Source organism: Pseudomonas sp. FSL L8-0168, from assembly GCF_037976155.1.
GTDB lineage: Bacteria > Pseudomonadota > Gammaproteobacteria > Pseudomonadales > Pseudomonadaceae > Aquipseudomonas > Aquipseudomonas paracarnis.
Genome location: NZ_CP150262.1, coordinates 3,508,660 through 3,530,834, shown reverse-complemented (window position 1 = coordinate 3,530,834; position 22,175 = coordinate 3,508,660). Strand labels below are relative to the sequence as shown.

Annotated in this window: 19 protein-coding genes and 1 riboswitch; of the genes, 11 read left to right on the top strand and 8 right to left on the bottom strand. The window is 60.5% G+C overall.

Annotated elements, in window-relative coordinates:
* Positions 1 to 2 precede the first annotated feature (2 nt).
* The 6 genes from MHH62_RS16045 (at position 3) to MHH62_RS16020 (ending at position 6,885) form a co-directional block, all read left to right on the top strand.
* Complete coding sequence (locus MHH62_RS16045) at positions 3 to 602, top strand: DTW domain-containing protein (RefSeq protein ID WP_014719405.1); 600 nt, start codon at positions 3 to 5, stop codon at positions 600 to 602.
* Between the two features lie 105 nt (positions 603 to 707).
* Positions 708 to 1,610 carry a cysteine synthase CysM gene (gene cysM, locus MHH62_RS16040; RefSeq protein ID WP_003193080.1) on the top strand — a complete coding sequence of 301 codons (903 nt, stop codon included), beginning with the start codon at positions 708 to 710 and terminating at the stop codon, positions 1,608 to 1,610.
* Positions 1,610 to 2,962: a 23S rRNA (uracil(1939)-C(5))-methyltransferase RlmD gene (gene rlmD, locus MHH62_RS16035; protein WP_019820441.1), complete on the top strand. Its 1,353-nt coding sequence runs from the start codon at positions 1,610 to 1,612 to the stop codon at positions 2,960 to 2,962. The genes cysM and rlmD overlap by 1 nt, the downstream gene beginning before the upstream one ends.
* 120 nt (positions 2,963 to 3,082) lie before the next feature.
* Positions 3,083 to 5,326 (top strand): GTP diphosphokinase, encoded by a 2,244-nt coding sequence (gene relA, locus MHH62_RS16030; protein ID WP_005790193.1) that lies wholly within the window; start codon positions 3,083 to 3,085, stop codon positions 5,324 to 5,326.
* Between the two features lie 154 nt (positions 5,327 to 5,480).
* Complete coding sequence (gene mazG, locus MHH62_RS16025) at positions 5,481 to 6,314, top strand: nucleoside triphosphate pyrophosphohydrolase (RefSeq protein ID WP_014719403.1); 834 nt, start codon at positions 5,481 to 5,483, stop codon at positions 6,312 to 6,314.
* A 25-nt stretch (positions 6,315 to 6,339) separates the two neighbouring features.
* The gene (locus MHH62_RS16020; protein WP_014719402.1) at positions 6,340 to 6,885 is read left to right on the top strand and encodes a DUF2058 domain-containing protein; all 546 of its coding nucleotides are present in this window, start codon (positions 6,340 to 6,342) and stop codon (positions 6,883 to 6,885) included.
* A gap of 60 nt (positions 6,886 to 6,945) precedes the next feature.
* On the opposite strand, the gene MHH62_RS16015 is transcribed toward MHH62_RS16020, so the two are convergent.
* The 7 genes from MHH62_RS16015 to purM all read right to left on the bottom strand — a co-directional run bounded on the left by MHH62_RS16015 (position 6,946) and on the right by purM (position 15,374).
* A complete protein-coding gene (locus MHH62_RS16015) occupies positions 6,946 to 9,066 on the bottom strand; it encodes a TonB-dependent receptor (protein ID WP_014719401.1) in 2,121 nt (706 codons plus the stop codon).
* Positions 9,063 to 10,289 (bottom strand): MFS transporter, encoded by a 1,227-nt coding sequence (locus MHH62_RS16010; protein ID WP_103452229.1) that lies wholly within the window; start codon positions 10,287 to 10,289, stop codon positions 9,063 to 9,065. The genes MHH62_RS16015 and MHH62_RS16010 overlap by 4 nt, the downstream gene beginning before the upstream one ends.
* Positions 10,279 to 12,204 carry an IucA/IucC family protein gene (locus MHH62_RS16005; RefSeq protein ID WP_339231311.1) on the bottom strand — a complete coding sequence of 642 codons (1,926 nt, stop codon included), beginning with the start codon at positions 12,202 to 12,204 and terminating at the stop codon, positions 10,279 to 10,281. Before MHH62_RS16005 ends, MHH62_RS16010 begins: the two co-directional genes overlap by 11 nt.
* A 186-nt stretch (positions 12,205 to 12,390) precedes the next feature.
* Entirely contained in the window at positions 12,391 to 12,579 is a 189-nt protein-coding gene (locus MHH62_RS16000) for a hypothetical protein (protein ID WP_003193064.1), read from the bottom strand.
* 364 nt (positions 12,580 to 12,943) lie between these two features.
* Complete coding sequence (locus MHH62_RS15995) at positions 12,944 to 13,657, bottom strand: DUF3108 domain-containing protein (protein WP_014719399.1); 714 nt, start codon at positions 13,655 to 13,657, stop codon at positions 12,944 to 12,946.
* Between the two features lie 8 nt (positions 13,658 to 13,665).
* On the bottom strand, positions 13,666 to 14,316 hold the full coding sequence (gene purN, locus MHH62_RS15990) for a phosphoribosylglycinamide formyltransferase (protein WP_339231309.1): 651 nt from the start codon (positions 14,314 to 14,316) through the stop codon (positions 13,666 to 13,668).
* Positions 14,316 to 15,374 carry a phosphoribosylformylglycinamidine cyclo-ligase gene (gene purM / locus MHH62_RS15985; RefSeq protein WP_014719398.1) on the bottom strand — a complete coding sequence of 353 codons (1,059 nt, stop codon included), beginning with the start codon at positions 15,372 to 15,374 and terminating at the stop codon, positions 14,316 to 14,318. Before purM ends, purN begins: the two co-directional genes overlap by 1 nt.
* A gap of 341 nt (positions 15,375 to 15,715) precedes the next feature.
* On the opposite strand from purM, the gene MHH62_RS15980 reads away from it, so the two are divergent.
* From MHH62_RS15980 to MHH62_RS15960, 5 genes are all read left to right on the top strand, one after another.
* A complete protein-coding gene (locus MHH62_RS15980; protein WP_014719397.1) occupies positions 15,716 to 16,756 on the top strand; it encodes a DUF2066 domain-containing protein in 1,041 nt (346 codons plus the stop codon).
* 55 nt (positions 16,757 to 16,811) lie between these two features.
* Positions 16,812 to 17,885, top strand: coding sequence for an AI-2E family transporter (locus MHH62_RS15975; protein WP_014719396.1), 1,074 nt, complete (start codon positions 16,812 to 16,814; stop codon positions 17,883 to 17,885).
* Positions 17,886 to 18,090: 205 nt separating this feature from the next.
* Positions 18,091 to 18,795: a DnaA regulatory inactivator Hda gene (hda, locus tag MHH62_RS15970; RefSeq protein ID WP_014719395.1), complete on the top strand. Its 705-nt coding sequence runs from the start codon at positions 18,091 to 18,093 to the stop codon at positions 18,793 to 18,795.
* A 209-nt stretch (positions 18,796 to 19,004) separates the two neighbouring features.
* Positions 19,005 to 19,634, top strand: coding sequence for an NlpC/P60 family protein (locus MHH62_RS15965; protein WP_003193051.1), 630 nt, complete (start codon positions 19,005 to 19,007; stop codon positions 19,632 to 19,634).
* Positions 19,635 to 19,778: 144 nt separating this feature from the next.
* Positions 19,779 to 20,318, top strand: a complete 540-nt coding sequence (locus MHH62_RS15960; RefSeq protein ID WP_003193049.1) for a C40 family peptidase — start codon at positions 19,779 to 19,781, stop codon at positions 20,316 to 20,318.
* A gap of 123 nt (positions 20,319 to 20,441) precedes the next feature.
* Here the strand turns inward: MHH62_RS15960 and MHH62_RS15955 are convergent, their stop codons facing one another.
* Entirely contained in the window at positions 20,442 to 21,755 is a 1,314-nt protein-coding gene (locus MHH62_RS15955; RefSeq protein WP_339231307.1) for a sorbosone dehydrogenase family protein, read from the bottom strand.
* A 99-nt stretch (positions 21,756 to 21,854) separates the two neighbouring features.
* Positions 21,855 to 22,102, top strand: a riboswitch (cobalamin riboswitch).
* The last annotated feature ends 73 nt before the right edge of the window (positions 22,103 to 22,175 follow it).

Here is a 22,175-nt window from a genome sequence, read left to right as displayed (position 1 = left end):
CCATGTCCCGACCCCATTGCCCGCGCTGCCTGCGCCCGACCACGCACTGCCTGTGTGCGCTGATCCCCCACCTCGACAGCCGCACCCGCGTGTTGGTGTTGCAGCACCCGAGCGAGGTCGGCCATGCGCTCAATACTGCGCGGCTGGCGGCGTTGGGCCTGAACAACGCGCAGTTGGTGGTGGGGGAGGTGTTTGATGACCTGGCGACGCTATTGAACCCGCCTGGCTATCGGGCACGCCTGTTGTTCCCGGCGGATGAAGCCGAGCCGCTGCACGCCTACGCACCTGACGATCAGCCACTGCTGTTGGTGGTTCCCGATGGCACCTGGCGCAAGGCGCGCAAACTGCTGCACCTCAACCCCTTGCTGGCGGCGTTGCCCCGGGTGACATTGGCCGAAGGCGGCGTTTCCCGTTATCGCTTGCGCAAGGCGCCGGGGCCTGGCGCCTTGTCGACGGTCGAAGCGATCACGCAAGCGTTGCAGGTATTGGAAGCGCCGACGTCGTTTGAGCCACTACTCAAACCCTTTGAAGCGCTGATCGAAGGGCAGATTGCTGCGATGGGCGATGAAGTATTCCAGCGCAACCATGGCGACCCGACATAAACCCGGCTTATGCCTTTAAGCCATAAGCACCACACTTTGCGTGATATGGCCCGCCGGCCTTTCCCGGTATGATGTGCGCCCCGCAGTCTGGATTGCGAATACGCCATGACCTTGCAGTACCCAACAATCGCCGATTGTGTCGGCAACACGCCCCTGGTCCGCTTGCAACGCATGGCGGGTGAAACCAGCAATACCCTGTTGCTCAAACTCGAGGGCAACAACCCGGCCGGCTCCGTCAAAGACCGCCCGGCACTGTCGATGATCGCCCGCGCCGAGTTGCGTGGGCAGATCAAACCCGGCGACACCCTGATCGAAGCCACCTCCGGTAACACCGGGATCGCCCTGGCCATGGCCGCAGCGATCAAGGGTTACAAGATGGTGCTGATCATGCCCGACAACGGCAGTGCCGAGCGCAAGGCGGCGATGACCGCCTATGGTGCCCAACTGATCCTGGTGACTCAGGAAGAAGGCATGGAAGGCGCCCGCGATCTTGCCGAGCGCATGGCCGCCGAAGGCCGTGGCGTGGTGCTCGATCAGTTCGCCAACGGCGACAACCCCGAGGCGCACTACACCAGCACCGGCCCGGAGATCTGGCGCCAGACCCAGGGCACCATCACCCACTTCGTCAGCTCCATGGGCACCACCGGTACCATCATGGGCAACTCGCGCTACCTCAAGGAGCAGAACCCAGCGATTCAGATCGTCGGCCTGCAACCGATGGAAGGCGCGGCCATCCCGGGTATTCGTCGTTGGCCCGAAGAATATTTGCCGAAGATCTACAACGCCACGCGGGTAGACCGCATCATCGACATGGCCCAGCGCGAAGCCGAAGACACCACGCGCCGCCTGGCCCGTGAAGAAGGCATCTTCTGCGGCGTGTCCTCCGGTGGCGCCGTGGCCGGTATGTTGCGCTTGTCCAAAGAAGTGGAAAACGCGGTGATCGTCGCGATCATCTGTGACCGAGGCGACCGTTACCTGTCGACCGGCATTTTCGACGAACCCAACTGATGGCCAAGCACGAGAGAGGCTTGCGCTTCCAGCCAACGGGCGGCAGCCGGGCCCCGCAGATCCCGGTGGGCAAGAAACAACGCCTGACCATCGAGCGCCTGGCCAATGATGGCCGAGGCATCGTGTTCTTTGAAGGCCGCACCTGGTTTGTGACTGGTGCGTTGGCCGGCGAAGAGGTGGAAGCACGGGTGTTGGGCGCCCATGGCAAAGTGGTCGAGGCGCGCACCGAGCGGGTGTTCCAGGCGAGTGAGCTGCGGCGCCCTGCGCCCTGCGCTCATGTTGGCCGCTGTGGCGGCTGCAGCGTGCAGCATCTGCCTCATGACCAGCAACTTGCCCTGAAACAGCGCATGCTCGCCGAGCAACTGTCGCGGGTGGCAGGTGTCGAACCGCAAGAGTGGGCCGCGCCGTTGAGCGGGCCGGAGTTCGGTTATCGGCGCCGCGCCCGCGTAGCCGTGCGTTGGGACGCCAAGGCGAAGCAACTCGAAGTGGGTTTTCGCGCTGTGGCCAGCCAAGACATCGTCGCTATCGATGATTGCCCGGTGCTGGTACAGGCCTTGCAACCGATCATGCAGCGTTTGCCAGCGATGCTGCGTCGCTTGAGCAAACCGCAGGCGTTGGGGCATGTCGAGTTGTTCAGCGGTTCGTCCATCGCCGTGTTGCTGCGGCATATGGCGCCGTTGTCCGAGGCTGACCTGCAGATCCTCAAGGAATTCTGCACCTTCCATGACGCCCAATTGTGGCTGCACGGGGAAGGGCAGCCGGAGTCCGTCGAGCCGGGTCAGGCCCTGGGCTTCCGTTTGGAGGCGTGGGATCTGGAGCTGGCGTACCGTCCGGGCGACTTTGTGCAGGTCAACGCCGGAGTCAACCAGGCGATGGTCGCCCAAGCCCTGCAATGGCTGGCGCCACAAGCCGACGAACGGGTACTGGACCTGTTTTGCGGCCTGGGCAATTTCGCCCTGCCACTGGCTCGCCACGTACGCGAAGTGGTGGCGGTGGAGGGCGTACAGGCCATGGTGGACCGTGCGGCCCTCAATGCCGTCAGCAACCATTTGCATAACGCACAGTTTTTTCAGGCCGATTTGTCCCAGCCTTTGACCGACGCAGAATGGGCCAAACAGGGCTTTTCTGCGGTACTCTTGGACCCACCCCGCGATGGTGCCCTGGAGGTTGTGCGCAAACTCGCCGCCTTGGGGGCCAAGCGCCTGGTGTATGTGTCCTGCAACCCAGCCACGCTGGCGCGGGACACGGTTGAGTTGGTCAAGCAAGGCTACCGGCTAAAGCGTGCCGGGATCCTCGACATGTTTCCGCAGACCGCGCATGTCGAGGCCATGGCGTTATTTGAAGCGGGCTAGGATGCCCGTTTAATCCGACTGGCCTGCGTTCTCCAGGGCCTGAACACTGCCACGGAGCTCGCAGTAAAGTCGGCGATGATTTTGGCGCATCGAAGGTGCGTCGTAGGGAAGGTAAGCAAGATGGTACAGGTGAGAGCACACCAGCCGATCAACACCGACGGCAGTATCAATCTCGAGGCATGGCTGGATCATGCCGTCAGTGTCGACCCGGCACTGGACCGTGAAGCCTTGAAAGCAGCCTGCGAGTTCGCTCGTGAGTCTGAACAGCAAGACAATGCGGCCAAGAACCTGTGGGCCGAAGGCACTTCAAGTTTTCGCACTGGCCTGGAAATCGCCGAGATCCTGGCCGATCTCAAGCTGGACCAGGATTCGCTGATCGCCGCCGTGCTCTATCGCGGCGTACGCGAAGGGCATATTCCGTTGGCCACCGTTGGCCAGCGTTTCGGTTCGGTGGTGGCCAAGCTGATCGACGGCGTGCTGCGCATGGCGGCCATTAGCGCCAGCCTCAGCCCGCGGCAGTCGATGGTGCTGGGCACCCAGGGCCAGGTAGAGAACCTGCGCAAAATGCTGGTAGCGATGGTCGACGACGTACGCGTCGCCCTGATCAAGCTGGCCGAGCGTACCTGCGCGATCCGTGCGGTGAAGACCGCCGATGACGAAAAGCGCAACCGTGTGGCCCGCGAAGTCTTCGACATCTACGCGCCGCTGGCCCATCGCCTGGGCATCGGCCATATCAAGTGGGAGCTGGAGGATTTGTCCTTCCGCTACCTGGAACCTGACCAGTACAAACAGATCGCCACGCTGCTGCATGAGCGGCGCCTGGACCGCGAGCGCTTTATCAGCGACGTGATGGGCCAGTTGCGTTCGGAGCTGCAGGCCACCGGCGTGGACGCGGACATCAGCGGCCGCGCCAAGCACATCTATTCCATCTGGCGCAAAATGCAGCGCAAGGGCCTGGCCTTCAGCCAGATCTACGACGTGCGTGCGGTGCGCGTGCTGGTGCCGGAAATGCGCGACTGCTACACCGCGCTGGGTATCGTCCACACCCTGTGGCGCCACATCCCCAAGGAATTTGACGACTATATCGCCAACCCCAAGGAAAACGGCTACCGCTCGCTGCACACCGCCGTGATCGGCCCTGAAGGCAAGGTGCTGGAAGTGCAGATCCGCACCCACGCCATGCACGAAGAGGCCGAGCTGGGGGTGTGCGCGCACTGGCGCTACAAGGGCACCGACGTCAAGGCCGGGTCCAACCAGTACGAAGAGAAGATCTCCTGGCTGCGCCAAGTGCTGGAATGGCACGAAGAACTCGGCGACATCGGCGGCCTGGCCGAGCAACTGCGGGTGGATATCGAGCCGGACCGGGTCTATATCTTCACGCCTGACGGCCACGCCATCGACTTGCCCAAGGGCGCTACGCCGCTGGACTTTGCCTACCGCGTGCACACCGAAATCGGGCATAACTGCCGCGGCGCCAAGATCAACGGGCGCATCGTGCCGCTCAACTACAGCCTGCAAACCGGTGAACAGGTCGAGATCATCACCAGCAAGCACGGTACGCCGAGCCGCGACTGGCTGAACCCGAACTTGGGTTACATCACCACTTCGCGGGCGCGGGCGAAGATCGTCCACTGGTTCAAGCTACAGGCGCGTGACCAGAACGTCGCCGCCGGCAAGACCTTGCTTGAACGCGAACTGGCGCGCCTGGGCCTGCCTCAGGTGGACTTCGACAAGCTGGCCGAAAAGGCCAACATGAAGATCGCCGAAGACATGTTTGCCGCCCTCGGCGCGGGCGACCTGCGCCTGGCGCAACTGGTCAACCTGGCCCAGCAACTGGTCGAGCCTGAGCGCGGCAACGAACAGCTGGAGCTGATCCCGCGCAAAGCCACTGGCTACAAGCCGGGCAAGCGTGGCGATATCCAGATCCAGGGCGTGGGCAACCTGATGACGCAAATGGCCGGCTGCTGCCAGCCGTTGCCGGGCGACGCCATTGTCGGCTACATCACCCAGGGCCGTGGCGTAAGCATTCACCGCCAGGACTGCGCCTCGGTGCTGCAGCTGGGCGGGCGCGAACCGGAGCGGATCATCCAGGTCAGCTGGGGGCCGGTGCCGGTGCTCACGTATCCGGTGGACATTATCATCCGTGCCTACGACCGTTCCGGCTTGCTGCGTGACGTCTCGCAAGTGCTGCTCAACGAGCGGATCAACGTGCTGGCGGTCAACACCCGTTCGAACAAGGAAGACAACACTGCGTTGATGTCCCTGACCATCGAGATTCCGGGGTTGGACGCACTGGGACGGTTGTTGGGGCGGATTTCCCAGTTGCCGAACATCATCGAAACCCGGCGCAACCGCACCCCATGAATAGCTGGATGGGCGCGAACTGAATTGTGTTAGCTGCTTCATGTGGGAGCTGGCTTGCCTGCGATAGCATCACCTCGGTTTAACTGAAGCACCGAGTCGCGAGCATCGCAGGCAAGCCAGCTCCCACATTGGATTTTCAGCGGAAAGAGATACGATGTATTCACTCGAAGACCTGCTGCACCTGATGAGCCGTCTGCGCGACCCGCAATACGGCTGCCCGTGGGACATCAAGCAAACCTACGCGACCATCGTCCCGCACACGCTGGAGGAGGCCTATGAAGTGGCCGACGCCATCGAGCGCGGCGATTTCGATCACCTGCAAGGTGAGTTGGGCGACCTGCTGTTCCAAGTGGTGTATTACAGCCAACTGGCGCGGGAAGAAGGGCGCTTCGAATTTGCCGGCGTGATCGACGGCATCACCCGTAAGTTGATTCGCCGGCATCCTCACGTGTTCCCAACCGGCGACCTGTACGCACCGCTGGATATCCCGCAGTTGAGCGAAGAACAGGTCAAGGAACGCTGGGAGCAGATCAAAGCTGAGGAGCGCGCAGAAAAGTCCGACGCTCCCGAGCAACTCTCCCTGCTCGATGATGTGCCCACCGCCTTACCGTCGTTATCCCGTGCGGCCAAATTACAAAAGCGCGCCAGCCAGGTCGGCTTCGACTGGCCGTCCGCGTTGCCGGTGGTGGATAACGTGCGCGAAGAGTTGGACGAAGTGCTCGAAGCCATGGCCGATAACGACTCGGCGGCCATCGCCGATGAAGTCGGCGACCTGCTGTTTGCCGCGGTCAACCTGGCCCGTCACCTCAAGGTCGACCCGGAAACCGCCTTGCGCGGTGCCAATGCCAAGTTCGAACGACGTTTCCGATTTATCGAACAGGCATTGCGCGATACGCACCAACCCATAGAAGATTGCACCCTCGAAGAGTTGGACGCCCTGTGGGGCGAAGCCAAACGCCAGGAAAAGAATGTGTCCAGCTGCGGTTGAGCAGCTGCCTAAGTGAGTAAGCACCATGAGCCTTTCCCTTCGCGACCAGTTGCTCAAAGCAGGTCTGGTCAACCAAAAGCAGGCCAAACAGGTCGGCAAAGAGAAGCAGAAACAGCAGCGCCTGGTCCACAAGGGCCAGGCCGAAGTCGATGATACTCAGGCGCGCCTGGCCGCTGAGGCACACGCCGAGAAGGTCAAGCGTGACCAGGAGCTGAACCGTCAGCAGCAGGAAAAAGCCGAGGCCAAGGCGCGTACCGCCCAGGTCAAGCAACTGATCGAGACCTCGCGCCTGCCCAAGCTGACCACCGAGGACTACTACAACTTCGTCGATGACAAGAAGGTCAAGCGCCTGTCGGTCAACACGCTGATGCGCAACAAGCTGAGCAACGGCTCCCTGGCGATCGTGCACCACGGTGGCGGCTACGAGGTGATCCCGCGCGAAGCGGCGCTCAAAATCCAGGAGCGTGCTCCGGAGCGTATCGTGCAGCTCAACATCCTCACCGAAAGCCAGGTGCCGGATGAAGACGATCCGTACGCCGCTTACCAGATCCCTGATGATCTGATGTGGTAAGCCGCTAGAAACGACAAACCCCGCCAAACGGCGGGGTTTGTGTTTTAAGCGTGCAGCCTGTTACCAATCCACTGCGTAACTCAGGCTGAAGGTACGACCTTCGGCGTTCGGGTACGGTGCGCGGGCGTTGGCCTGGGCGAACATGTTCTGGTAGTTGCGGTTCGTGAGGTTGTACACCGCACCTTCGAGGCGGCCTACCGGTAGCCTTACCGAGCCCAGCAAGTCGACCAGGGTGTAGCCCTGGATATCGCGGCCGTTGTTGTCTTTGGCCGCCGCGTCATAATTGGCCAGGCGCATACCCTGCAAGCGCAGGCTGTAGTCGTCACGCTCATAGCCGACAAAGGCTGTGGTCTTGGCGGGGGAGATGCGGGTGGCAGGCAGGTCGATCCACTTGCCGTTCTGCTGGGTCTCGCCTTTGGCGTAAGCGTAAGTACCGCCGACGGACCATTGGTCACTGATGTTATAGGTCAGGCCGGTTTCGACGCCACGTACGCGTTCTTTCTGATTGATCAGGCGCAGCACACGATCATTGGCATCATAGAACTGCGTGACATCCGAGGTGTTTTCGTACGCGGTGACACTGGCCTGCCACTTGTCCCAGTCGCCACGCCAGCCCAGCTCGTAACTATCGACTTTCAAGGCCTGGGCATTGAGGTCCTGGATATCGTATTGGCTGTTCACGTCACGCAGGAAGCGCTGGATATCCGGCAGGGAAAAGCCCTGGCTGAAGTTGACGAACACATCCTGGTTGTCGGTCAGGTGGTACACCGCACCGAGGTTATACAGCGTGTCATCGTATTTGAGCGTGCCGCCGGGCAGTGTCGCGCGGTTGCCGGTCTGGACGATTTCGCCATACGCGATGCTGTCGGAGACTTTACTCTCAATCCATTCGCGACGTACGCCACCGCGCAAGGTCCAGTTGTCGATGTCGTAGGAGAGCTGGCCAAAGATGGCTTTGGTGGTGGTCTCGATATCTGGACCCAGTTCGAACGTGGTACCGGTTTTCGTGTAGGTCAGGCCATTGACCCGGTATTGGTCGCCACGCTGGCGTGAGGTTTCATGGTCGTAGTCCGCGCCCCATACCAGGTTGCCCGTTGCCGGGCCGATGTCCGGCATCTGGGTCTCGATCGCCGCACGCAGGCCGTAGACGTCCTGCACGCTGTTGTTATCTGACACGCCTGCCCGGCCTCGGGACAGGTCTGGAAAGAACAGGGCGTCGGCCCGCCGCCAGTAGCTTTCGATCTGCAGGCCCTGGCCGTAGAAATCCTTGTCGGCGTAGTTGAGGTTGACCGCCTGGTTGTGGGTGTAGGGTTGGTCGCCCAGGTCCAGGCCTTTTACGGCGACTGCGTTGCTGGTGATGCGGGGGTTCTTGGTGTAGCGGGTGTCTTGTTCGTCCTTGTAGTCTTGCAGCGACAGGCTGATCTTCTTGTCGTCATCAAGCTCATAGCCGAAGCGACCTTGCAGGTCGTAGGTATCGGTGTCCATGTTGCTGCCCTGGGACGTGTCCTGGGGAATGCGCTTGCCATTACCGTCGAACTGATCGTTGCGCTGCACGGTGTTGCCCGAGAGGTACCAGTCCACCGGGCCCTTGCGCCCGGTGGCGCTTTGGAACGCCTGGTAAGCGAATCCCTTGTGGCTGAGGTTGTTACCGGCGGTCATGCCGATCTTGCTGCTGAACGCCAGGTCTTCACCTTGGTTGCGTTTGGTGATGATGTTGATGATGCCGCCCGATGCGCCTGCGCCGTAGACACTGCTGGCACCGGAGATCACTTCGATACGCTCGATGCTTTCCGGTGCCACGCTGTTGAGCTGGCGGAAGTTATCGCGCGTGGCGTTTTGTGAAACCCCATCGATCAGGATCAGGGTATTACGCCCGCGAAGCGTCTGGCCGAAGTTGCTCATGCCGCCGCTGGAAGGGGCAATGCCAGGCACCAGTTGGCCGAGGATATCGGCGACCCGACGTCCTGCCCCGGTCTGCTGGCGGATTTGCGCTTCATTGATCACCTGCACTGAGCCTGGAATCTGCGCAATGCTGGTTTCGCTGCGCGTGGCCGATACGACTGTTGCCTGTAATTGCAGGCTGGTCGGGGCTGCCTGTGTCTGTTCTGTCTGATCGGCCCAGGCGGGCGCACTCATCGAGCCGAGAAGCGGCAGCAGAACGGCCAATTGCGATTTATTCATGGGTTTGTCTCAGAGTTATTAGAAGTATTGACAGAAAAATCGGGTGTCTCAGGCGCTCGCGTATATGAACGGATCGCGCGGATACTCACTGCGGCCAATGCATAGGTCAGTGCGACCAGCCAGAAGCTGTGCGCCAGGCCCACCCACCCCATGCCGATACCGCCTATCAAGGCGCCGCACAGCGCACCTGCTTTGGCGGCGCTGTTACCCATGCCCAGGGCAAAACCCTGCTGGCTGGACGCGACGGTATTGGCGATCAGCGTGTAGGCCACGGGCAGCAAAGCTCCCTGCCACACGCCCCACAGCAACCGGCTGGCGATGAACCCCAACCATTCACTGGCCAGCGCCGTGCAGGCCAGCGTGAGGGCGCAGGCCCAGGTGACCCATTCGATGATGCGCAGCGTATGTGCTGGCTGATGTCGATCGAACAGGCGGCCCCATAACGGCGCAGACAGTGCCAGGGTCAAGGCGCTGGCGCCATAGCTGGCGCCGATCAGCCACGCGGGCGCCTGCAAAACCTCGGCAACATATAAAGCGTAAAATGGTTGCGGCATCATCCTGGCTGCCTGGATCAATACGATGATCCCCAACATCGCGCCAAGCCAGCCTTTGGGCAGTGCGACAGGCTTCGATGGGCGGGCAGGTCTGGATCGTGGTGAGTCGCTGGGCAAGAACGCGCTGATTATCGCGCACAACAGGCAGACGGCGGTGGCGCTGTAGCACAGCAATGCGAAACCGGATATGTCCATGAGCCAGCCGCCCAATACCGGCCCGGCCAGGGAGCCTACGGCAGTGGCTGATTGCAGCCTGGCAAGAATGTGACCCCGTCCGCCGTCGCCGCAGCAGGCCAGTGCGTAGGCTTGGGCAGCTGCAATGAAGCCGGCCAACGCACCTTGCACCACGCGGATGACCACCAGCCACCACGGATCAGGCGTTATCGCAGCCAGCGCCTGACACACCGCCAGTGCCAGCAACGCGCGGATGATCATGGGCTTATGGCCGGTACGGTCGCCCAGCTTCCCCCACATGGGCGTGAGGATCATCGCTGCCATCATCGGCCCGGCATACACCAGCGAAGACAGCAGGCCGGTGTACTGAGCATTGGCAACGCCCAACAGCTTCTGGATTTGCAGCGGCCAGAACGGGCCGCTCATTTCCATCGCCCCCATCGACACCAACTGAATCACCACCAGCAGCCGCAGCGCGGTGTTGTTAGTCGGCATTGGCGGCCGCGCTCAACGGGTTGGGCAGGCGCCCTACGATATCGGCATGACTCTCCAGCAGACGCATGCGCATGAACGACTTGGCCGGCCACGCGTGCTCCAGCAGTGCTTCGCGCTCGGTGGCCCAGCGCTGCGGATCAACCTGCGAGCGCAGGTCGTCAAAACACTGGCTGACCTGAGCCGACAGTTCATTCCAGAGCAGCGCCTGGGGGATGTCGAAGTGGCGCGCGGCAAGCAGGATGAGCTCGCCCAGATGGCACATGAATACGGTGTGCAGCAGCTTGTCCCTTACGAAACCTGCATCGTCGTACAGCGTCATCTTCGGGTCGTGCAGTTCAATGTCCAGGCCGTGGGCGTGCAAGGTTTTGCGGTCGATACGGATATCGCCGAAATCGCGTAACAGCAGGCGGCTCAATTGCCCGCCTGCGGCCATGACCATAAAGGAGTTCTGCTGATGGGCCTCGAATGCAACGCCGTAGCGCAAATACATGCCCAGCAGCGCCGGCACACTGATCGCCGCGTACTCATGGAAGAAGGCGAGCATGGCCGCCGCGTCATCCTTGCCTTGGCTCAGGCGCACCCATTGGCGCAGCAGCGGCTGGCCGTGTTGATCAATGGCAAACAGGCTGCCCACCGGCACGGCCATTTCCCCGGGCTGGAGCTGGCTATGGGGATTGTCGCGATAGAGCACCGCCAGGTGGCGGGAGTGCTCGTCATTGGCCGGCTGTGGCTTGAAATGCACACCGATACGCTCGGGAACGATGCTGAGGATTTTCTGAATCGCAGGCTCGCGCTCCAGAATGGCCAGCAGCAAATGGCTGATCCGTGGGCCCATGCGCGCCGAGCGCGGTGAGACGGTGCGCTGCACGCTGGTCAGTCGCAGCGACACGGGCAATTTGACCATAGGCGCATCGCAACGCCCTTCAGGCAATACGGTTCTGAATGACATGGTGGGGTGGGCGGTAAACGCGACGATATCGGTCAGCACCAGCAGTTTGTCGCCGATTTCGTTGGCGAACAGTTGGGGCAGTTCCTGGCGTGCCTGCCAAGGGTGGGCGGGCAATGGCAGATAATCGCCTGCCTGAAGGCCTTGTGCTTGCAGGACTGCGGTCAATTGCTGTGCCGCTTGCGGGAAGTGCTCGCTCCACCACTGCCAGTAATCGGCGGTACCGGCCAACTTTTCGACATGGGCAAATTGGCGATGCAGCGCGCACAGCAATACCGGAAAGCGTGCTTCGAATTCCGGCGAGTAGTCGATGACTTGCTCGGTATTCAGGCCTAGCTTGGTCTTGTAGTTGGGGTGCCATGGGTGACCCAGTGTTCCCCACTGTTCAAGCACGGAAGTCGGGTTGATAACGCTCGGGCTGTTCTTGAGATGACTGAGGAGATTGTCTTGATACACCGGGTCCATGGACGCATGCAGCTTGAGCGTCCATTGCTCATGGAAGGCCAGGCACAAGGTGTCGTTGATGAAGCTGTCGTCGATCTCGACGTTGAGGCGGTTGAGCACTTCCCGGTCAGCAGGCGACTCAAGGCTGGCGTTAAGTAACGTCAACAATTGTGAGGGGAATTGGATTTTCTGTTCGGGCTGGCCTTCGCGCAACAGGATGACTTCGCCGCGCAGGTCCCAGCTTGCCATGCGGCCAGGACGCAAATGTTCGAAACGTAGTCGGGCTTGGCAAGGTAGTGTCAGCGAGCAATGCCCCTGTTCGTCATAAAGGAGGGTGCTGGGGGCCAGCAGGCTTTCACGAAACAAAGCTTGGATCAGGCGTTGGAAGCTACGTTCGGCGGCGGGTGCCAGCGTATTGATCAGGGCTTGGAGGCTGACGTGGCTGGCCTGAAATTGCGCAGTGGCAAGTGCTTCGCTCCAGCGTTCCAGTAACGCGTTTTCTGGCTTGCTGCTATTTCCATGCATCTAATTGATTCCCTGATTCGTGAGCCTGAATGAAAAGCGAACGAATGATATCGAGAATCATTATTTGTGTGTGTTTTTGTTACATTAATTTATGGCGATTATTGACAAAAAAACCGCGCTCCAAAGGCGCGGTTTCTCGTAAACGGCCCGGCTGCGTGGGCCGGGCGTCCACATGATTTCAGAGCTTCAGGAGCTTTTTGCCTGGCGTTGCAGTTCGAGAGTTTCGAGCTCGTTTTTATAGTTGTGGGCGTCGCTCTCGTTGTGAAACATGCCGACCAATACGTCTTGCTGATGGACATCCCAGATGTGAATCCCGTGGCCTACTGCTTCATGGGACATATGTTCATCGTCGCGTTCAGTTACTTTTACAGTCATCTGCTTGCTCCAATCTCTGGTTGATCTGCGGCAAGTCGTCGCAGGCCTCTGTTATATGATTTGTTAGCTTGCTAAGTAAACTGATTTTGCGCGCAATAATTCATTGCGGGGAACGCAACAATGCTGCAGGCCTTGTAAACCAAGGCATTGCGTCGCCAGCGCAGCGGCTTTATGACAAAAGTTTCATGTTCAGGTCGGCTAGGTTGACCTCGGCACCGCTATCGCAGGCAAGCCAGCTCCCACCTTGGAATGCATTCCACTGTGGGAGCTGGCTTGCATGCGATAGCGGGAGTGGCGTCCCCTAAAAATCCCAGGCAAAAAAAAGCCCCGCATTCAGCGAGGCTCTTTTCCGGTGCATCAGCAATCAGCTGCCTTTGACAGCCTTACCGTCAACGGTGCCATCCTGCAGCATGATGTTGTATTCCTTGCCGTCAGTCTCGACCTGACGCAGGGCAACCAGGATGCCGCCCTGGTCCTTGGCAAACCACATCTGTGTGATGCGCTTGCTCTGCGACGGGTCGCGCACGCGCTCGACCTTGATCGCGTCGATCGAACCGACCTTGGTCTGGACCTTTTCCGAGCCGATCACGCGGAAGTCGTAGGTATCGGTATCAGTACCCTCAACCACGCGGTAGCTCATGCTCTTCTTGCCGGCGGCAACATCGCGTTGCAGAGCAAGCTGGTAGGTGGACTTGTCGAGCATGCCGCTTTCGAGAGTGACATTGACCGGGTCTTTGTTTTCAAAGCCGGTGACTTTTTTAGCGCTCTGGTCGAAGTCCAGGTTGATCTTCTTCGCCTTGCCCAGGCCGCCGCGTTCGAAGCTGTAGCTCTTGGGTTGCAGGGTGTCCTTGTCGAACAGGATCACGCTGGTTTCGGTCAAGCTGGCAATCATCATCGAGGCCTTGAAATTCAAGGTCCAGGTACCGTCGCCATTCTTGCTCAGGCTGCGTTCAGCCGAACCGCTCATGGGCAGTTGTTTCCAGTCGGCGGTGTAGCTGACGGAGAAGGGGTGAAGGTCTGCCGCTTGTACGGCAGGCAAAGCGAACAGCGCAAAAGCGAAAAGCAGGGCGCGACGCATAAAATCTCCTAGGTTCGAATCAAGTGGCCGCTGGCCGCGAGTAACTGGCCGTCCAATAATGCACCCTGGTCGCCAAGAATCAACCGTCCTTCGGCAAACCAGCGAACAGCCAGCGGGTAAATCCTGTGTTCCTGGGTATGAACCCGTTGCGCAAGCGTCTGCGCCGAGTCGCCTGACTCTACCGGAATCACTGCCTGTACGACCAGAGGCCCGCCATCGAGTTCCTCGGTCACAAAGTGCACGCTGCAGCCATGCTCACTGTCGCCGGCGTCGAGGGCGCGCTGGTGGGTGTGCATGCCTTTGTACTTGGGCAGCAGGGAAGGGTGGATATTGAGCAGGCGCCCTTCGTAGTGCCGGACGAAATCTGCGCTGAGGATGCGCATGAAACCGGCAAGGACCACGAGTTTGGGGTTGAAGGCGTCGATCAGTTCGATCAAGGCGCTGTCGAAGGCCTCGCGACCGTCGAACGCCTTGTGATCCAGGGAGCGAGTATCGATACCCGCGTCACGGGCGCGTTGCAGACCGTAGGCGTCGCTGCGGTTGGAAATCACCGCAGCGATGCGCACCGGGCTGTCGCCGGTGCGCGTGCTGTCGATCAGGGCCTGCAAGTTACTGCCGGTGCCGGAAAGCAGCACCACGACATCACAGGTCTGGGGCATCAGTGAGCCTTGAGGTTCTTCAGTTCAACCTGGGCTGCGCCTTCGGCAGCAGTGGCGATCTGGCCAATCACCCAAGGTTGCTCGCCGGCTTCACGCAGCACGTTCAGTGCGGTTTCAACGTGTTCCTGCGCAACGCAGATCACCATGCCCACGCCGCAGTTGAGCACGCGGTGCATTTCGGTTTCGTTGACGTTGCCTTTTTCCTGCAGCCAATCGAAGACAGCCGGGCGCTGCCAGCTGGCCACGTCGACAATCGCCTGGGCGCCTTTTGGCAGTACGCGCGGGATGTTGTCCAGCAGGCCGCCACCGGTAATGTGGGCCATGGCCTTGACGGCGCCGGTGTCCTTGATCAGCTTGAGCAGTGGCTTGACGTAGATGCGGGTCGGCGCCATCAGCAGGTCGGTCAGTGGCTTGCCGTCGAGCTGGATGTTCTCGATGTCGGCGCCGGACACTTCGATGATCTTGCGGATCAGCGAGTAGCCGTTGGAGTGCGGGCCGGACGATGGCAGGGCGAGCAGGGCGTCACCAGCAGCTACTTTGGAGCCGTCGATGATCTCGGCTTTTTCCACCACACCGACACAGAAGCCGGCCAGGTCGTAGTCTTCGCCTTCGTACATGCCTGGCATTTCAGCGGTTTCACCGCCGACCAGGGAGCAGCCCGACAGTTCGCAGCCAGCACCGATGCCGGTTACGACCTGGGTCGCGGTCTCGACATTGAGCTTGCCGGTGGCGTAGTAGTCGAGAAAGAACAGCGGTTCGGCGCCGCACACCACCAGGTCGTTGACGCACATGGCGACCAGATCGATGCCGATGCTGTCGTGCTTGTTCAGGTTCAGAGCCAGACGCAGCTTGGTGCCCACGCCGTCGGTGCCGGACACCAGTACAGGCTGCTTGTAGCCGGCCGGGATTTCGCAGAGGGCGCCAAAACCGCCCAGGCCACCCATGACTTCAGGGCGCGCAGTGCGCTTGGCGACGCTCTTGATGCGTTCGACCAATGCTTCACCGGCGTCGATGTCTACACCGGCGTCCTTGTAGCTCAGGGAGGGTTGCTTGCTCATGATCCAGGCCTTTAGGGGGGATTTCTGGGTAACGACCGGGCGGGCGGGGGCTTTTGGAAAGGGCCCTGCCGTTGACGGTCTGCGAAGGCGCGCGATTTTATCAGGCTTGAGGGGCAGCGGCCATCCTCGGGCCGACGGGCAGGGCATATGAGTTCAAAAAAATGCAAATCGGGCCGGTAATCGTGCGTATTAAGGTATAGCCTTGAGCTCGCTAGCGTTATGACAGTATGAAAACTTACCGGGACCTTGTGAATGTTTTACCGGTCGCTGTGTCACAGCCTTGCCAAGCCGAGATCACGCGGTCTGTTCCAACCGCTAAATTTGTCGTTCGGGAATCTTCCATGCGTCTGTGTAAATTCTTCTTTGTAGGCTGCTTGTCGTTGGTCAGCCTGGCGAGTCATGCCGAAACCCTCAATGGCCTCTATCAAGTACTTGAACCAGTCAGCAGCCAGTCGCCCCAAGAGCGCGACCAAGCCACCCAGCGTGCTGTGCAGACCCTCGTGATCCGCCTGACCGGCGACGCCAAGGCCGCCGATGGCCCTGGCCTGGCGGCGATCCGCAAAGACCCGCAACAAATCATCAGCCAGTACGGCTACGACGCCGGCCCGCCAGAAAGCCTGCAAGTGGACTTCGACCCGGTCAGCACCGACCGCGCCTTGCGGGATGCGGGCCTGTCGATCTGGGGCAGCAACCGGCCATCGATCCTGGGTTGGTGGCTGAACGATTCAACTGAAGGCAGCAGCCTGGTCGGCGATGGCCAGGCCGTTGCCCAGGCCCTGCGCCGGGCCGCGCAACACCGGGGTCTGCCGCTGCGCTTGCCGCTGGGAGACCTGGATGAACAGGTAGTCGCCACCGCGCCGAACCTTGAAAGCCCGGACGCCACGCCTTTGCGCGCAGCCTCCGAGCGTTACGGTGCCGATGCGTTGCTGGCAGTGCATGCGCGTCAGGAGGGTAGCCAGTGGCAGGCAAAATGGCGCTTGTGGCTGGGCGACAAGGCAGAGGAGGGCACCGCCCAAGGCGCTGACACTGCCGCGCTTGCCGACGCGGTATTGCTGGCGGTCAGCCAAAAGCTGGCGCCGCGCTTTGCGGTCAAACCTGGGGTGAGCAGTGAGCAACTGCTTGAAGTGCAAGGCATGAACCTGGAGCGCTACGCCGCCCTGGGCCGTTTGCTGGAGCCCTTTGGCGGCCAGCCGCAGTTAGTGGATGGCACCCGGATCGTGTATCGCGTCAATGGCAGCGCCGAACAACTTCGCACCCAATTGAGCTTGGCCAAGCTGCAGGAAATTCCTGCTGGCGAAGCCCCGGCCCAGCCAGCCGTGATCGATGGCACGCAACCGGCTGTTGCACCTGAGCCCCAGGCGCAACTGCGTTTTCGTTGGTAAATAGTGTTCCTCCTTCTATATAGAAGAAGGGCGTAAAAAACAGATGGAGTGGTTTATGGCGGATACGCGTCGTTGGGTGTGGCTTGGCGGGATTGTCCTGCTGTGCGGTTTTGTGTTCTTGCTGCATTCGATCCTGACGCCGTTCCTGGTGGCGCTACTGCTCGCCTATCTGTTCGATCCCGTGGTGGATCGCCTGGAAAAAGTCGGCATGTCGCGCACCTGGGGCGTGATCACGGTGTTTGCGCTGTTCACGTTGATCATCACGGCGCTGGTGTTGATATTGGTGCCGATGTTGGCCAAGCAGCTGTTTCGCCTCTATGAGCTGGCGCCGCAGATGCTCGACTGGTTGCAGCACACGGCAATGCCGTGGGCCCAGTCCAAGTTCGGGCTGGCCGATGGCTTCTGGAAGTTCGACAAGGTCAAGGCAGCTATCAGCGAGCATATGGACAAGACCACCGATATCGTCACGGTGGTGCTCAGCCAGGCGACTGCGTCGAGCCTGGCGCTGATCGGCTGGTTGACCAACCTGGTGCTGATCCCGGTGGTGGCGTTCTACCTGCTGCGAGACTGGGACATCATGATGGCCAAGATCCGCAGTCTGCTGCCTCGTGACCGCGAAGAGCGTGTTGTTTCCCTGGCAGCGGAGTGTCATGAGGTATTGGGTGCGTTCGTGCGTGGCCAGTTGCTGGTGATGCTGGCCCTGGGGGTGATTTACGCTGCTGGCCTGATGGCGATCGGCCTGGAGCTGGGGCTGTTGATCGGCTTGATCGCGGGCTTGGCTGCCATCGTGCCGTACATGGGCTTTGTGATCGGCATCGGTGCGGCGCTGGTGGCCGGGCTGTTCCAGTTCGGCGGCGACCTGTACCCGATGCTGGGGATTGTCGCAGTGTTCATGGTGGGCCAGGCCTTGGAAGGCATGGTGCTGACGCCACTGCTGGTGGGCGATCGGATCGGCCTGCACCCGGTGGCAGTGATCTTTGCGATTTTGGCGGGTGGCGAGCTGTTCGGTTTTACCGGCATCCTGTTGGCGCTGCCGGTGGCGGCGGTGATCATGGTGCTGGTGCGCCATGTGCACGACCTGTACAAGGATTCGGACGTGTATACCGGGGTGGATGAGCCCGAGTTGTAATCGCGGTGTCACAAACCCGGCCCTGGCCGGGTTTGTTGTTTCTGGCGCCGGGGTGCGTCAAACAAACTGCGTAAAACCCCCGGATTAACGCAAACCTTTGATTTTGCTTGTGGTCTGCTGCATTGTGCGCCCGGCGTCACGGGTATAAACTTTGCAAACTTTACATAGAGGCCACTAACGGTTCGATGGGAGCCGTTCAGTCAGCATGAAACCGATTCAGCTGCCCCTAGGTGTGCGTCTGCGTGATGACGCTACCTTTATCAACTACTACCCAGGCGCCAATGCCGCTGCACTCGGCTATGTGGAGCGGCTTTGCGAAGCCGACGCCGGGTGGACTGAAAGCCTGATCTATCTGTGGGGCAAGCATGGCGTGGGGCGTACCCACCTGCTGCAGGCCGCATGCCTGCGTTTCGAGCAGACGGGCGAGCCGGCGGTCTACCTGCCCTTGGCCGAATTGATGGACCGCGGGATCGGCATCTTCGATAACCTTGAGCAATATGAACTGGTGTGTCTCGACGACCTGCAGGCAGTGGCCGGCAAGCCGGAGTGGGAAGAGGCGCTGTTTCATCTGTTCAACCGCTTGCGCGACAGCGGCCGGCGCTTGCTGATCGCTGCGTCCACCTCGCCGCGTGAACTGCCGGTGAAGCTGGCTGACCTCAAGTCGCGCCTGACCCTGGCGTTGATCTTCCAGATGCGCCCATTATCCGATGAGGACAAGCTGCGTGCGCTGCAACTGCGCGCTTCCCGTCGTGGCCTGCACCTGACCGACGAAGTCGGGCACTTTATCCTCACCCGTGGCACCCGCAGCATGAGCGCGCTGTTCGATTTGCTTGAGCAACTCGACCAGGCTTCCTTGCAGGCACAAAGAAAATTGACGATCCCTTTCCTGAAAGAAACCTTGGGCTGGTAAGGTCTTGATTTTCCGTGTAACGGCATTTTCAAGGCGTCAGAAAACCTGCGTTTGAGCCCGAAGGGCTACGCAACTCAAGCGAGAAATGGAATCACGGCTTAGATGGCATAGTCGAAACGATAAGTCACATAGATCGCGATTGAATTTGCAAATCGATGTGATAGAGGGCATAGTCTCGGCTTCTTTACACATCAGCCACGGTCGTGCCCATGCTAAATCGCTTCGCACCCCTCGTGCCTCTCGCACTCGTTACCCTGTTGTTTGGTTGCGCCTCCCACCCTCAGCAGGTGGCAGAACAGCAAAAACCACAGGTTCAAAATCAGGCAAAGTTCGTTGCTGCACAGTCTGCTTCTGTTTATGAAGAAGAGGTGGCAACCGAAAAAGAACTCGCCGAGTTCTCTGACAGCAAGCCTTACCAACTGCCTCTTCTGGCCGACAGCATCCTTGAGCGCGGCATGTCCTTGATCGGTACCCGTTACCGTTTCGGCGGCACCTCGGAAGCCGGTTTTGATTGCAGTGGGTTCATTGGCTACCTGTTTCGTGAAGAAGCTGGCATGAATCTGCCGCGCTCTACGCGCGAGATGATCAACGTGAATGCACCGTTGGTCGCGCGAAACAACCTCAAGCCCGGTGATCTGCTTTTCTTTAGTACCAGTGGTCGCGGTCGTGTCAGCCACGCCGGTATCTACCTGGGCGATAACCAGTTTATTCACTCTAGCAGCCGCCGCAGTGGTGGTGTTCGGGTCGATAACCTCGGTGATAGCTACTGGAGCAAAACCTTCATCGAAGCCAAGCGTGCACTCGCCATGGCTCCGACTACGGTTACCGCTAGTAAGTAAAGTTAAAGTGATACTTGAAGTTTGACGTGTAAGCGCTAGAATCCCTGGACATTGTTGTCATCCGTTCGCGCGAGCTTTGCTTGCGCGTTCTGGTTTTCAACGTTCGGCAGCGAAAGCCGCATCCAGACCAGGATTGTTCTGCACATGTCGACCTCGGCCCGCCTGATGCTTATTGTTTGCGCCGCGCTGCTCAGCGCCTGCGCCAGTCGTACACCGCCGCCCGCGCCCGTCGCGGTCAAGCCTAAGCCGGTGTTCAACTATGCCACCCAAAATTTCTCGCCTGCTGCCGAAGACGTGCTCTTTCGTGCGCTGGGCCTGGTCGGCACGCCATATCGCTGGGGCGGCAACACACCGGACTCGGGGTTCGATTGCAGTGGCTTGATCGGCTTTGTATTCCGCGACGCTGCCGGCATCTCATTGCCGCGCACCACCCGTGAATTGATCGTGATGCGTGCCCAGGACGTCAGCGAACAAAACCTGCAAACCGGCGATCTGCTGTTCTTCGCCACCGGTGGCGGTTCGCGGGTCAGCCATGCGGGCATCTATGTGGGCGAAGGGCGCTTCGTGCATGCACCGCAGACCGGCGGTACGGTGAAGCTGGATACGCTATCCAAAGCGTATTGGCAGAATGCCTACCTGAGTGCCAAACGCGTGTTGCCAGGGAATCTGGCGCGTAACCCCTGAATCAATAAAACTCCAAAATGTGGGAGCGGGCTTGCCCGCGAATGCAGTGTGTCAGTCAACGGCTTAGTTGGCTGGGCCACCGTAATCGCGGGCAAGCCCGCTCCCACATGGGTATGTGGTTATTTACTTAACAGCCGACACCCGCCAAACCTTATTGCCCACATCATCGGCCACCAGCAAATCCCCCTGCTGATCTATCACCACGCCGACCGGCCGGCCCATGGCTTTCTCATCGCTATCAAGAAACCCCGTCAGCACATCCACCGGTTGCCCTTTCGGCTGGCCCCCTTCGAAGGGGACGAAAATCACCTTATAGCCACTGTGCGGCTTGCGGTTCCAGGAGCCATGCTGGCCGATAAATGCGCCATTACTGAAGGGGGCCGGCAGTTTGCTGCCCTCGGCGAAGGTCAACCCCAGCGAGGCAGTATGGGGGCCTACCGCATAGTCGGGAGCGATGGCCTTGGCGACCATGTCCAGGTTCTGCGGGGTCACACGCACATCTACATGCTGGCCGTAATAACTGAAAGGCCAGCCGTAGAAGCCGCCATCCTTGACCGAGGTGATGTAATCCGGCACCAGGTCACTGCCGATCTCATCGCGCTCGTTGACTGCCGTCCACAGCTTGCCGCTCTGGGGTTCCCAGGCCATGCCGTTGGGGTTGCGCAGGCCGGAGGCAAAAATGCGGTGTTGGCCGCTGGCGCGGTCGACTTCCCAAATGGCGGCGCGACCCTGTTCGGCTTCCAAGCCGTTTTCGCCGACGTTGCTGTTGGAGCCGACGCTCACGTACAGCTTGCTGCCGTCCTGGCTGGCCACCACATTTTTGGTCCAGTGGTGGTTCAAAGGGCCACCGGGTAAATCCACCACCTTGGTGCCTGGGGAGGTGATCGCGGTTTCACCTGGCTGATAGGGGAAGCGCAGCAACTTATCCGAATCGGCCACGTACAGGTCGTTGCCCACCAAGGCCATGCCAAACGGCGAGTTGAGGTTCTCCAGGAACACCGTACGAGTTTCTGCCACACCGTCATGGTCGGCATCGCGCAGCAAGGTAATGCGGTTCGGGCTCGGCACGCCGGCGCCAGCGCGGTCCATGACTTTTTCCATCACCCAGCCGCGCACGCCTTTGGCATCGTCCGGCTTGGGCGGTGCATTGGTCTCGGCGACCAGCACGTCGCCGTTGGGCAGCACGTAGAGCCAGCGCGGGTGGTCCAGGCCTTCGGCGAATGCGGCCACTTGGGTGCCGGCGGCGGCGACGGGCTTGGCGCCTTCGGGCCAGCCGATGGCCCGGGCGATATTGACGGTGGGGATCAACGTCTTGTTCGGCTCCGGCAGCCGGGGCGAGGGCCCGGTGCCGTCGGCGACCTGCAGGGTCGAGCTTTCGCCGCACGCAGCGAGGCTACCGGCGAACATGATCAGTAGGGCGAGTCGGGTTTTAGGCATGGTTTTCTCCTTGATACCTGTAGGGGTAGAGAAGCACGAACGGCGGATGGTTCAAGTACAAGGCCAGCTTTAATTGACGCTCCACCCCCAACCCACTAACCTTCGCGGCTTGTTCCAGGTGCTCTGTGGCGCGCGCGTCGACAGAGTGAAACAGGGAAGCCGGTGAGTGAGCGCACTTGTACACAGTGCTGCCGCGATTCCGGCGCTGCCCCCGCAACGGTAAATGAGTCAAGACGGTGCTGTTTGCCACTGTGTCGCGTGCGATATGGGAAGGCGCGCCCTCGGCTGCTTGCTATCAAAAGCGCCACTCATGAGCCCGGAGACCGGCCTGAATCATCCAACAGCATCACGGTGGGCGATGCTTGGCTGTCTGTTGTTTCTTTTTCCTGCCCGCCGTTTTTGTCCAGCCCCAACGGAGAG

What these genes read in the sequence shown, in the direction of transcription:
- MHH62_RS15965 (WP_003193051.1), top strand. Translation starts at nt 19,005, where the DNA reads ATGCTAAATCGCTTCGCACCCCTCGTGCCTCTCGCACTCGTTACCCTG.
- cysM (WP_003193080.1), top strand. Translation starts at nt 708, where the DNA reads ATGACCTTGCAGTACCCAACAATCGCCGATTGTGTCGGCAACACGCCC.
- MHH62_RS16010 (WP_103452229.1), bottom strand. Translation starts at nt 10,289, where the DNA reads ATGCCGACTAACAACACCGCGCTGCGGCTGCTGGTGGTGATTCAGTTG.
- MHH62_RS16020 (WP_014719402.1), top strand. Translation starts at nt 6,340, where the DNA reads ATGAGCCTTTCCCTTCGCGACCAGTTGCTCAAAGCAGGTCTGGTCAAC.
- MHH62_RS16000 (WP_003193064.1), bottom strand. Translation starts at nt 12,579, where the DNA reads ATGACTGTAAAAGTAACTGAACGCGACGATGAACATATGTCCCATGAA.
- mazG (WP_014719403.1), top strand. Translation starts at nt 5,481, where the DNA reads ATGTATTCACTCGAAGACCTGCTGCACCTGATGAGCCGTCTGCGCGAC.
- MHH62_RS16005 (WP_339231311.1), bottom strand. Translation starts at nt 12,204, where the DNA reads ATGCATGGAAATAGCAGCAAGCCAGAAAACGCGTTACTGGAACGCTGG.
- purM (WP_014719398.1), bottom strand. Translation starts at nt 15,374, where the DNA reads ATGAGCAAGCAACCCTCCCTGAGCTACAAGGACGCCGGTGTAGACATC.
- MHH62_RS16015 (WP_014719401.1), bottom strand. Translation starts at nt 9,066, where the DNA reads ATGAATAAATCGCAATTGGCCGTTCTGCTGCCGCTTCTCGGCTCGATG.
- MHH62_RS15960 (WP_003193049.1), top strand. Translation starts at nt 19,779, where the DNA reads ATGTCGACCTCGGCCCGCCTGATGCTTATTGTTTGCGCCGCGCTGCTC.
- relA (WP_005790193.1), top strand. Translation starts at nt 3,083, where the DNA reads ATGGTACAGGTGAGAGCACACCAGCCGATCAACACCGACGGCAGTATC.
- MHH62_RS16045 (WP_014719405.1), top strand. Translation starts at nt 3, where the DNA reads ATGTCCCGACCCCATTGCCCGCGCTGCCTGCGCCCGACCACGCACTGC.
- MHH62_RS15975 (WP_014719396.1), top strand. Translation starts at nt 16,812, where the DNA reads ATGGCGGATACGCGTCGTTGGGTGTGGCTTGGCGGGATTGTCCTGCTG.
- hda (WP_014719395.1), top strand. Translation starts at nt 18,091, where the DNA reads ATGAAACCGATTCAGCTGCCCCTAGGTGTGCGTCTGCGTGATGACGCT.
- MHH62_RS15980 (WP_014719397.1), top strand. Translation starts at nt 15,716, where the DNA reads ATGCGTCTGTGTAAATTCTTCTTTGTAGGCTGCTTGTCGTTGGTCAGC.
- purN (WP_339231309.1), bottom strand. Translation starts at nt 14,316, where the DNA reads ATGCCCCAGACCTGTGATGTCGTGGTGCTGCTTTCCGGCACCGGCAGT.
- MHH62_RS15955 (WP_339231307.1), bottom strand. Translation starts at nt 21,755, where the DNA reads ATGCCTAAAACCCGACTCGCCCTACTGATCATGTTCGCCGGTAGCCTC.
- MHH62_RS15995 (WP_014719399.1), bottom strand. Translation starts at nt 13,657, where the DNA reads ATGCGTCGCGCCCTGCTTTTCGCTTTTGCGCTGTTCGCTTTGCCTGCC.
- rlmD (WP_019820441.1), top strand. Translation starts at nt 1,610, where the DNA reads ATGGCCAAGCACGAGAGAGGCTTGCGCTTCCAGCCAACGGGCGGCAGC.